The organism is Streptomyces sp. NPDC059906 (assembly GCF_042730645.1).
Classification (GTDB): Bacteria; Actinomycetota; Actinomycetes; order Streptomycetales; family Streptomycetaceae; genus Streptomyces; species Streptomyces rubrogriseus.
In genome coordinates, this window is sequence record NZ_JBHWKU010000038.1 from 56615 (window position 1) to 67614 (window position 11000).

Here is an 11000-nt window from a genome sequence, read left to right on the forward strand (position 1 = left end):
GTACTCCAGGTACTCGGCCGTGTTCCGTGCGTGCCTTTACTTTTGAATTCCAGGAAGGACTGAACCGTGCAGTGCGTTTCGACGTAATCGAAGTGCGTGCTGTCGATTCGTCCGGGCGACGGCACATTGCGACGGCCGGTCGTGCTGCTGCCGGTCCGGCCGTGGAAGGGGCCACACCAACGGGATCACGGTCCACGGCTGGGCACTGGGGGACCGGTCAGCCACGGCGTTGGCGATTGCGTGCCCGGGGTGCGTTCCTCGCGGCCCATGCACCGGCCGGAACCGTTGCTGACCGTCCACTGCCGTCGGACTCGGCCGAATCCCGGCTTCTCCTCGGCGTCGTCGGCCCGTTGGCCGCCAGCGCCGCGGCGATGGGAGCGTGCCTGAGCCCGTCGACGGCCTTGCGCAGGTCCTCGTTCGGTATCTCCGGATGCCGAGTGTGGATTCCGGTCGGCGTGCGGTGACGCCTCTCGTCCGCCGCCGCCGACGGCATCCCACGGTGCTGGAGTGCCATCTCCAGTCCGCCCTCGAGTGCGCCCGTCCTCGGGTCGACGGGCAGCATGCCGATCAGGCCGTCGGGCACCCGGATCCTGACCGTGCCGTAGGGGCCGTAGACGACGGCACTGACCTGGAACCGGTAGTTCCGGAACGTGCCCTTCGGGCGTTCCGCATTGCGTTCGTCGGTGGAGCCCGACTGCGCCGAACTCTTCCGGCCGTGCTCCCGGTCGTGGAGGGTTACCGGTGCGGCGCCGGAGGTCCTGGCCTCGTCGGACTCCCCGCCTGCCTCCGGGCCGAGCGTGACCCTCAGGCCGCTGGACCGCTCGGTCTCCCGCTTCTCCTCCTCGTCCGTCTGGGTGTAGCCGCGCTGCTTGATCGCCGGGGTGTTCGGCGGGCCGTCCGGCTGGTGCAGGACGTCGGCACGTTCCAGGTCGAGGCCGACGACGAGTTCCTCCCCGCCGAGCCTGATCCGGTACTGGTGCCGCAGCAGCTCCTTGATGTGGGCCCGAAGCCTGCCGTGCGTGGTGTCGTGGTCGAAGAACTGGCCGTCCGGAGTGAAGTGGAATCCGCGGGGGTTCGGCGGATTCCCCACCTTCGGTTCCGGCGGGGTCGGGTGCCGTGTCGCGGTCAACAGGGCCCAGCGTGCGACCGCCGCGGCCGCCGGCTCGACCGACCAGGGGTGCAGGCCCTCCACCAGGGCCGCAGGCGGTTCCTGACGGGGCCCGATGGCTGTGCTCGGCCGGTCCTCCCACGTGGTGGGCGTCGAGTGCCAGGCGACGTGGGTCTCCCGGGGCGCGACGAGGTCGACGGGGCGGGACGGCCGGTGGGCGTCCGTGGTCAGGTGCCGGGGCACGAGCAGGCTGAGGGTGCCCGGCACGAGACGGCCGTTGCCCTGCGTGCCGTCGCCCGTGTCGTGCCAGAGCAGGGACGATTCGTGGGCCCCGAACGCGAAGTACCTGGAGGCGGTCCTGGATGTCCCGAGGTGCCGGTCGGCGGTGGCGGCGAGTTTCGCGATGCCGCCGGGAGCCTTCTTCACGGTGCGGACGGCGGCGGCGGCGATCTCGGGCCACTCGCGGGTGACGGCCATCTCGATCCGGAACGAGATGTCGTGGCCGAGTTCCTCGGACGGGTCACTCGGTGCGGCCCGGTAGATCGTGACCTCCTTCTCCGCCCTCTCCTCCCGCGTACCGCGCGTGGCGGCGTACTCGACGGAGCCCTCCAGTCCTCCGTGCGTCTCGTGGCCGCCCCGCGCCCGGAGGTGGGCACCGACCCTCCCCTCCACGCCGCCGGACGTGGCCGTGGCGTGCTCCCGTTTCTGCTCGGAACGCAGCGTGAGCCTGACGTCGTCCTGCGGCCCGAGGTGTCTGGCCGGGCCCAGCCCGGTCGCGGTGACCTTCACCCACAGGTACTGGGTGACGCCCATGTGCCGCGCCAGGGGGACCCGGAGTGACACGCCCTCGTGGGAGAGCAGGGCGGGCATCCGGGCCCGCAGTTTGGGCCCCTCGTACGTGCCGCGCAGGGCCCGCCACAGCTCGGTCGGGCGGGGCGGTGTGTTCCCGCCCGCCTCGTGCGGGAGCAGTTCCCGCTCGCGCAGTCGCTTCACGATCTCGACCAGGACGCCGTCGACGTTCAGCCGCTCGGCGTGAGTGATGCCGGAGATCATGGCCGGGTTGAGGTAGTCGCGCTCCGGCGTGGCCGCGGTGTCCCGGACGACGGTGCCCGTGGCGTCGGGGGCCGTCACCTCCGGCGGTGCGGTGACGGTGATCGACGGCACCGGGCCCGGTGCCGGGTTGCCGGGGGGCAGGATCTCGTCGATCCTGCGCTTGGGGATCAGCAGGCTCAGGACGTCGGTCGCGCTGAGGAACCGGGTTCGCACGACGGGCGCCTTCGAGTCCCGCCACTTCAGGTGGGAGACCTCGAACACGACCGTCGTCAGCACGGAGTCGGCCCCGCTGCGGTCCGTCGACCGGGAGATGCTGACCGGACCGTCGGCCCGCTTGCCGCCCATGCCTCGGACGTGAGCAGCCTCGGCCTGGAACTGCGCGGTCACCCGTCCGCCGGGACCCTCGTGCGAGGCCTCGCCGCCGATCCGGGCGTCCGGTCCGAGCGCGGTGTCGACGCCCAGACTCCACTCGACGGCCCTGTCCCGCGACAGGCTCTCGGCGCCCTGCAGATAGTCCTCGGTCTCCGCGCGGTCGAGACTGACGAGCGTCGTCGGAGCATGTGCGTACTGCCTGATCCGGAGCGCCTGTTGGTACGTGCCGTCGCCGGGCAGTCCGATCTCGTACCCGTACCGGCCCACGGCCTCCTCGAAGACGGCCGAGAGGAGTGTCGGGTCCGCCAGCTCCCGGATCGACTCCGGCCACCGCTCCGGGCTCCACAGCCGGATGTCCGGCAGCTCGTTGGCCTCGGCGTACAGACGCGCGGCCAGTTGTGCCAGCTCGGGCAGCATCCCGAACGACGTGTAGACCCCCTGCGTGCCGCCCCCGAAGTCGAGGGGGCGCACCAGTGGCGGCCGGCTCGCGGTGATCCGGGCGTTGCCGACCTGTTCGGCCCGTGCCAGGGTCATCGGCTCCTCGGGCAGGTGCGCGGCCGACACGGCGACACGGAGCACCGCCCGCAACGCGTCGGAGCGGTACAGCTCTTCGCCCCTCGGCGACACCGTCCAGCGGTACCTCATGTGATACCGGAACTCCCGGGACTCCCCTGTCGTCTCAGTGCGCCGGTACCCTTTCGACGACCCCTTGCTCTTGATGTCCTTTCCGGCCGAGAGACTGCCCCGCACGCGGAACGCGCCCAGTTGTGTCCGCGAGTAGGCCGGAAACTCCCCGCCCCACTCCTCGGCCGTGTTCGCGTGCGGCGGCTCGACCACGAGGCCGCCGCCCAGTCCGAAGGAGCCCTTCACCTTCCGGCCCCGTTCGGCGGTGACCGACGTGGAACTGACCGTACGGGTGTTGATCCTCACGTCGTAGGTGTCGTTCAACGGGGCGGTCCCGGCACCGTCGACCGGCCCGGTGAGCGGATTGGGCCCTTCGACCAGGTCGCCCCAGACCGACCACAGCGAGATGTCGTACGTGCGTCCGGCCAGCTCGACCTCTGCGTGGACGCCGAGTTGAGCCTTGAGGACGTCGGCCTCCTGGGGCGCTTCGCTGAACAGGCCCGTCAGCGTCGCGTCCACGTCGGACCAGTCGGCGCCGGCGGCCCCGCGGGCACCGAACGCGGTGCGGTGAAGGCCCTCGACGGCGGCGCGGATGTCGTCCTGGAGCGTGGCGAGGCCGCTCAGCCCGATCGGGGAACCGAACCCGAAGCCGCGCCGAGAGGCCAGGGCGAGCGGCTCCGAACTGTGCGGAGTGGGGAGCTTGCGCCCCCAGTCCCGCAGCAGGTCGCGGCGCCGCGGCGGATTGTGGGCGGGCAGCCGCAGCACCGAGCGGCGGGTGACCGGCGCGGTGAGCACCCGGTGCCGGGGGCCCGCCGCACCGTCGGCCGCCGACCGCAGATCGGCGCTCCATCCCTTGCCCACCGTATCGTGGACGAACGCGGCGGCCTCCCGCCGCGGCACGCTCAACTCGGCGACGGTGAGGGCCGTGACCGGCTCCACCCGGAGGGTGGGGGACTCCACCGCGATCGTCAGCCGCACTCCGGCCGAGTAGCGGGACTGGGTGTCCAGCAGGTTCAGCACGGTGTGACTCTGGTACTCCCGCTCCACGGAGTGCCCGGCGTCGCGACTGCTCGACACCAGCGCGGTGAGCGCCGGGACGAGGCCCGTCGTCTTCGTCGTCCTGTCGTCCGCGTGGTCCGAGCCGGCGAGGCCCACGTCCTCGGCGCCCGACTCTCCGACCCCCAGCATGTTGAAGCCGAGACCCAGGCCGCCCGTCGACGCGCTCTTGTACGACGTGGCCTGGCTGACGCCCACCCCGAAGTCGTCCCGCGAGCCGATCCTGGTGTCGCCCACGTACTGGAGACTGGCGGTCTCGGCCCGCAGCCGCACATGGGCCCTGAAGGCGCGGGCGAAGAACGTGTCACTCACCTGGACGGCGGGGGACGTGTCCCCGCCCGCCCACCAGTTGTAGCGGTTGCGGCCCGACGCCTCGCTCAGGAAGCCCCGGTGGGAGTCCATGCGCAGCTCGGTCATGAACCTCTGCACGGCCCTCGCGGTCAGGCCGGCCTTCAGCAGTGTGCGGTGCAGACCGGCGACGGCCGGGGTCATGTCGATCGCGTTGAGCATCTCCCGGGCCTGCGACGAGCGGGCACCCGGCCGGCCGCGCGCCGCGGTCCGCCGTGCCTCCGGCGCGTCCGCGGCCGGACGCGGGCCGTTCTCCTCGGCGAACACCGTGGGCAGGGCGACACGCAGCCGGCGGAGACCGGAGCCGGGATGGCCGGACGCGATCTCCTCGCCGTTGACGAAGACCCGCATCCCCAGTCCGGCGTCGAAGTCGGTGAAGTCGTTGATGAACGCCTTGCGGCCGGAAAGGACGGTGTGCGACCGACTGGACTCCCTGCTCTTCGAGGAGCTCATGAGGATACGGGGCGAAGGACCTCCGAAAGCCGCTGCGGCCGCACCGGCACCCGCGTTGACGAGGGCCAGGACGGCCCCCTCGAAGCCGTGTGTGGCCGTGCTGGAGGTCGCCCTGCCGATCGTTGTGGAACCGAAGCTGACGGGATATTCCTTGACGCCGTTGTCCGGACGCGGGGGCGCCGGAGTGAGAACCTGCACGGTCGGCCGCAGCCAGACCAACCGGCCCTCGGACACCAGCGTCTTCCCGACGGCGAGCAGGTCGTCCCAGGCTTCGCGCTCCTTCGTTGCCAGCAGGTCCGCGATCGCCCGCCGGATCCCGCGCCGAAGCCGGTCCCTGTGCTGTGCGGTGCCCGGCACGTCGTCCAGTCGCAGGCTCTCCGCGATCGCTCCGGCCCCGCGGTGGTGAGGTCCGGACGGCTCCGGGACCTCGCGGACGGTCATGGACCCCAGCGCGGAGTGCCGCATGTACCAGGGGGTGCGGTCGAGCTGATCGGCCTGCGAAGGCGCAGGTATCCCAGGACCGAGGGGTGCCGGAACACCCCTGGGGTGCGGCGCCCGGTCGAATGCGGTGACGAACCCCTTGCGGTCTCCGTCGGTCATGGTTGGTTGACTCTCCTCCGCGGTGGGGCAACGACGGCGGTGTACGAGGACGGCGATGGTTGCGTCCGTGTGCCCGTTCCGCCCGTGGACGGAATGGGGACACTGTGACCCGGGCCGCGTTGGTGCCGCCCCCCAACCACCCACCTCAGCAGCTCGGTTGTAGGAGATTCATGTCCCATGTGCCGCGAGTCGTCATAGTCGAGAGCCACAGCCTTGTGCGTCGCGGCCTGGAAAGCTTGCTTTCCGGTTGTTCCGAGACGGACGTTCTCTCCGTGTTCGAGTCGCCACAACAGTGGACCCCGGAGCCCGGGACACGTCCTGATGTCATCATTCTGGGCCTGACGTTCGACCAGCGGGTCTCGGCCGCGGACACCGTGTCCGCGCTCGCCCAGCACGGGCAGGTGCTGGTGCTCGGGGACCTCGCCGATCGTGACGGGGTCACGACGCTGCTGCGTGCCGGGGCACATGGCTGGCTTCCGTGTTGCGTTGCCGACGACGAGGTTCTCGGCGCGATCGCCACTGTTGCCCGGGGCGGTACTCATGTCTCCCCGGTGCCGACCACCCGCACGCACGACGAACCCGGTGCTCGCGAAGAACACGTCCCGCGATTGCTCGCCCGCCGGGAGTTCGAGACGCTGCGTTGGATCGCCACCGGACTGACACACGCTCAGGTCGCCCGGCGCATGGGCCTGACCGAGGCCACGGTCAACACCTACGTCAAGCGCATCAGGAGAAAGTTGAGGGTGGGCAACAAAGCCGATCTGACCCGCAAGGCCATAGAACTCGGACTGATGCGGCGTCAACCGGACAAGGACGGTGCCTGACCTGCTCCGTGGCACCGCTGTTCGCCCACCGTGTGCCAGACCGGTCACCGTCAGCCCCGCATACCGAGCCGGGGCTACGACCCGACGCCGACCGCCCTGGGGGCATCGGCGGGTGGCGCCCCCATGACTCGGCAGGCGCCACGGGCACACGAGGGCGACCGGTCGATGCATCCACCGATGCTCTCGGTGGCATCCGGTCAGTCGCCGCAATCGCTCCTTGACCACCGCGAGCGGGGTGCCGCCCGGCACAGTGACGATCGCGCCGGTCGACGCTTCGGGGCAGCGCGGGGCCCATCACTGACAGGTCCGTGCGCTGCGCTGCGCCACCGGGCGGCCTCCGACGCCGCCCTGCACGTCGTACTCCTGATCCCCAGGTGACGGGCATGCGTGGATCGATTACGCCGGCCGGGGGAGCAGCGGACGTCCCGGGTCAGCCGATGGCACGGAACTCGTCGGCGTCGTGGGCGGCCGGGCACTGCGTTCTGGACCGTGGCCGCACGGTGCGCCCGGGGACCGAGGGCGGGACCACCGGGCCGGCCGCGCGCAGGTGGCCGTCCAGACGTGCCGGGTCGATGTCCTCCCGGCACGTCAACTGGCGGGCGATCGTGGAATGGAGCAGGTGCCTCGACGAGGCGGTCAGCGTACCCAGCAGCACGTCATGGACCAGGTCGGGCAGCCGGTAGTGGCCTCCGCCGGGCACCGTTGAGTCCGGGTCCCACACGACCAGACGTTTGGTGGCCGCCTCGTCGACCAGCCGCAGCACCTGCTCGTGTGTCAGTCGCTGGACGTCGGCGAGCAGTGCGAGGTCCAGCCGCCCCGCGTCGACGGCCGCGTATGTGAGCATCGTCCTGGCCGATGCGGTCAGTTCACCCAGGCGTGCCTGGACGACGCTGCGTATCGCGTCCGGCACCCGCGCATCCGGCCCGGTGCGCTGCGCGGGGGGCAGTTTCAGCAACTCGCCCAGGACGAAGGGGTTGCCCTCGCTGCGCCGGTGCAGTTCCTCGCTCAGGCCGGCAGACCCCTCCTCACCGCGAGCCACGAGGACTTCGGCCACGTCTTCGTTGCTCAGGGGATCCAGCCGCAGCCAGGCCGTGCCCAGCCGGGCGAGTTCCGCCAGCAGGCCGCTGACGGCCGGGGAATCCGTGTCGCGCAGGGCGCACACGACCACCACGGGTACGTCCCGCAGCAGCCGCGCCAGACGGCGCAACTGGTGGTGAATGTCCAAGGTCGCCCAGTCGAGGTCGTCGACGACGCAGAGGGTCGGCACACGGGTGATCTGCCGGACGAGTGCGGTGAGCGGGTCCGGGTCCTCGTCGTGCACGTTCGCGTCCTCACCCGGCCGGCGCAGTCCGTCGGCGAGTTGGGCGACGGCGCAGCGCAGACTCACGGTGCTGCCGCGGCCCAGGGCGTGCCCGCCGCCGGCCCGGGTGACGGCGAACCCCGCCTCGGAGGCCTGTGCGGCGAACTCGTTCAGCAACCGGGTCTTGCCCGAACCGGGCCCACCCGAGACCACCGCCCACCGGGCGTGCCCGGTCGCCGCCTCCCGCAGCAGGGAACCCAGCCGCGCGGTCTCCTCCTTCCTGCCAACGAGCGGCGTCCTGGCCACTGGAGGTGGTCCGGACACGGCCGTCGCCGTCCGTGGCGGCCGGGGGAGCCCGAGCGCGGCGGTGTCGTGCCGCAGGACGGCAATGTGCAGATCGCGCAGGCCAGGACTGGGATCCAGGCCGAGTTCCCGGGCCAGCATGGCGCGAAAGCGGTCGTACTGGCGCAGCGCCTCCACCGGACGTCCGGCGGCGTAGAGCGCGCGCATGAGCAGGGACCAGGAGGCTTCACGCAGTGGAGCGCCGATCGTGAGCTGCTCGGCGGCGCTCACGGCGGACAGCAGGTCACCCTGTGTGATGAGGATGGTCGTCAGCAGCTCCCTCGCGTCCTGGCGGGCCGCGTTGAGACGTGCGCTCTCCCGGAGTGCGAAGGGGAGTTCGGCGGCCTCGCCCAGCGCCGGTCCCCGCCACAGGTCGAGCGCCATGTTGATCTCGCCCCGGGCCGAGGACAGTTGCTCTCGTGCGAGCGCGTTGCGGGCGCGGGCGACATGGGCGTCGAACGCGGCGGTGTCCCGGGCCTCCCGGGGCACGGACAACGCGTAGCCGGTGGTGCCGCTGACCAGTACGGGCGACCTGCCCTTGCGGGCAGGGTCCAGCACCGACCGCAGTCGGCTGATGTGGGCGCGGATGGAGGACACGGCGGCAGTGGGCTGATCTTCTCCCCACAGGGAGTGGCAGAGTTCGGCGAGGGACACGGGCCTGCCGTTCTCGATGAGGAGGCGGGTGAGCAGCAGCCGGCGTTGCCGCGGTCCCAGGTCGAGCGATTCCCGGCCGTGCCGGACCACAACGGGGCCCAGCATGCCGAACCACATCGTGTGGCTGTCTTCCGTGTGGGGGGCGCCGTATCCGGATTCCGTATCCCGGAACGACAAGTGGTGTGTCATCAAGACCCCTGTAGCGACTGTGGGAAGCAAGGAGCAGTAGGGAACGTGGGGCAGTGCGTACGCTGGGCGTTGTGAGGCATCCGATAACGATGTCCTGCGTTGGTCGCCTCAGCCGTTGGCCGGGAGGCAGGTATGGCGGCTCGGACGCACGCCACGCGCACAAGGTCTATGCAACGCGGTGGGGATACGTTGCACGAGGGTCGAGAGCGGTCGGTCCGAGCGTTCGCGATGCCGCGACCAGGGGGCATGTCGTGCTCGCTGCGCGTCCATGCCCTCCTTCTGCTGATGGGATGCCGTCGACAGGGCGAGTGCGGCCACCAACGTAGGAGGGTCTTGGGACGGCCACGATGGGGCCATCGGGCCAGTCAGTGGTACAGCCTGTGCCACCGACCCGGGGTTCACAGGCGCTGATGACTGCGCCCCCACACGTGGATGGTGAGAGAGCGCAGCCGGACAGCCGGTCGGCAACGGGGGATTGCCGACCGGCTGTTGTGACGATCGGCCGTTTTGTGGTCTCCGCCCCGGCCGGACCGTCTCTCAGAGCGTAGTGAGGATGGATTGTCGCCTTCTTGTCTACGAATTCTGTGTCTGTCGAGATGAGTGAAGATGAGAACACCACCCCGTGGTCCGGTTCGGACTTCGACGGTGTAGCGGGTGACTTCGTATCTCGTGGGATCACCCGTGTGCTGCCCCGAAGAAGACGGACCCTGGACGGAACCACCATGACGCCCCGTGTGCCCAACCCGCCCGCACCGGGACCGGATCGAGTGCCGGTCGTGATCCATGCCAACGACCGCCTGCTGCGCGAGAGAATCGTGCGCTGCCTCGCTCCGTGTCCCGCGGTCGAGCTGGTGGGGGATACCGACGCGCGGTGTGACACCGTCGCCGTGGTCTCGGTCGACACCCCCGACGAAGCGGTGAAGGCCCGGTTGAGCGCGTGGGGGCAGGCCGAAGCGAGCCGTTCCGTTCTGGTGACCCGTAGTCTCGGGGACGCCGACTTCCTCGACCTGATGGGTGCGGGTGTCCGTGTCGTCGTGCGGAGCCACGAGGTCACGGCCGGCCGGCTTGTCCGGGCGGTCACAGCGGCGGCCGCCGGTCACGGATTCCTGTCCGACGACCTGGTGGGCCGACTGCTGACGCTCGCGGCGTCCGTGCGCCGGACGGCCGCCGGATGGAGCACTGCCGGTCCGGTGGGCTGTCCCTCCCCGTGCGGCCAGGCAGAACACATGTGACCGAGCGCTCCGTGGGCGGGGCCACCGCGCCAGGACTTCGGCCTGGTGTGGGCCGAGGAACGTGGTGTGTCCGAACACCTTGAGGACGACCAGGCCGGTTCGTCTCACCGCTGGACACGTCGTCGAGCCCCTCCGCGGCCTCGCGCTCGTCCCGGGTCAGTCCGTGCGGCAACTTTTCGGGCATCAGCGTCTCCAGGGCTTCGTGGGTGTTTTCGCCGTGTCTGGCCAAGGTAGCGGCAGATCCGCCGCACAGGATGCCGAATGAGCTCCGTTCACGCGCTGGATTGGCATTCTGTGCCACAGATGAGACTGATCGCGCAATTCTCGCGCACTTGATGGAGAACAGGCGTCTCGCCAATACCGAGCTGGCCGATCTCGGTGTGATCACCGGCTACCGCGCGACGGTCGCGCCGGTCGCCGTCGGCAAACTCGACGAGGTCGCGAACTGCTTGCACCCGAGGGGGGTGGTGTCCCGCGGGCGTGGTCGGTGGGTGTTCAGGAGCGGTGGGCCCAGGGAATGGATTCGAGGAGGTGTTCGAGTCGGAGTTCGCCGTCGCGGGTCTGGCCGCCGTGGTCCATGAGGACGCGGAGGCGGTGGACGACGTCGTCGGGGGAGGGGTAGACCTTGGCGTGGGCGGCGGCTTCTTCGGTGAGGTCGGGTACGGGGCCGCTGGCTTCGGCCGCGTCGAGTGCTTCCTTGGCGGCTGCGGCGACGCCGCGGGGGAGTGCGGCGATGCGGTGGGCGAGGGTGTCGACGAAGGCGTCGAGGTGTTCGTCGGGGACGGCGCGGTTGATCCATCCGTAGCGTTCGGCGGTGGTGGTGTCGAAGAGTTCGGCGCCCAGGA

General features: G+C 70.7%; 5 protein-coding genes and 1 pseudogene. 2 read left to right on the forward strand and 4 right to left on the reverse strand.

All coding sequences use genetic code 11. The features are described from left to right. Nucleotides 1–217: 217 nt before the first annotated feature. The gene (locus ACFV9J_RS35530; protein ID WP_385361553.1) at nt 218–5614 is read right to left on the reverse strand and encodes a hypothetical protein; all 5397 of its coding nucleotides are present in this window, start codon (nt 5612–5614) and stop codon (nt 218–220) included. A gap of 170 nt (nt 5615–5784) precedes the next feature. Here ACFV9J_RS35530 and ACFV9J_RS35535 point away from each other — a divergent pair, with 170 nt between their 5' ends. Then, the gene (locus tag ACFV9J_RS35535) at nt 5785–6438 is read left to right on the forward strand and encodes a response regulator transcription factor (protein WP_385361555.1); all 654 of its coding nucleotides are present in this window, start codon (nt 5785–5787) and stop codon (nt 6436–6438) included. 430 nt (nt 6439–6868) lie between these two features. On the opposite strand, the gene ACFV9J_RS35540 is transcribed toward ACFV9J_RS35535, so the two are convergent. Then, nucleotides 6869–8839, reverse strand: coding sequence for a BTAD domain-containing putative transcriptional regulator (locus ACFV9J_RS35540; protein WP_385361557.1), 1971 nt, complete (start codon nt 8837–8839; stop codon nt 6869–6871). 860 nt (nt 8840–9699) lie between these two features. Between ACFV9J_RS35540 and ACFV9J_RS35545 the strand changes: the two genes are divergently transcribed. Next, the gene (locus tag ACFV9J_RS35545; RefSeq protein WP_385361559.1) at nt 9700–10155 is read left to right on the forward strand and encodes a hypothetical protein; all 456 of its coding nucleotides are present in this window, start codon (nt 9700–9702) and stop codon (nt 10153–10155) included. Between the two features lie 272 nt (nt 10156–10427). Here ACFV9J_RS35545 and ACFV9J_RS35550 read toward each other — a convergent pair whose 3' ends face one another. Together ACFV9J_RS35550 and ACFV9J_RS35555 are read right to left on the reverse strand one after the other, a co-directional pair. Then, nucleotides 10428–10610 carry a hypothetical protein gene (locus ACFV9J_RS35550; protein ID WP_385361561.1) on the reverse strand — a complete coding sequence of 61 codons (183 nt, stop codon included), beginning with the start codon at nt 10608–10610 and terminating at the stop codon, nt 10428–10430. A 40-nt stretch (nt 10611–10650) separates the two neighbouring features. Beyond that, nucleotides 10651–11000, reverse strand: a pseudogene (locus ACFV9J_RS35555) (enoyl-CoA hydratase/isomerase family protein); the annotation flags it as partial.

Excerpts from the sequence above, each read along its gene's own strand:
- ACFV9J_RS35530 (WP_385361553.1), bottom strand. The coding sequence starts at position 5,614 with ATGACCGACGGAGACCGCAAGGGGTTCGTCACCGCATTCGACCGGGCG.
- ACFV9J_RS35535 (WP_385361555.1), top strand. The coding sequence starts at position 5,785 with ATGTCCCATGTGCCGCGAGTCGTCATAGTCGAGAGCCACAGCCTTGTG.
- ACFV9J_RS35540 (WP_385361557.1), bottom strand. The coding sequence starts at position 8,839 with ATGCTGGGCCCCGTTGTGGTCCGGCACGGCCGGGAATCGCTCGACCTG.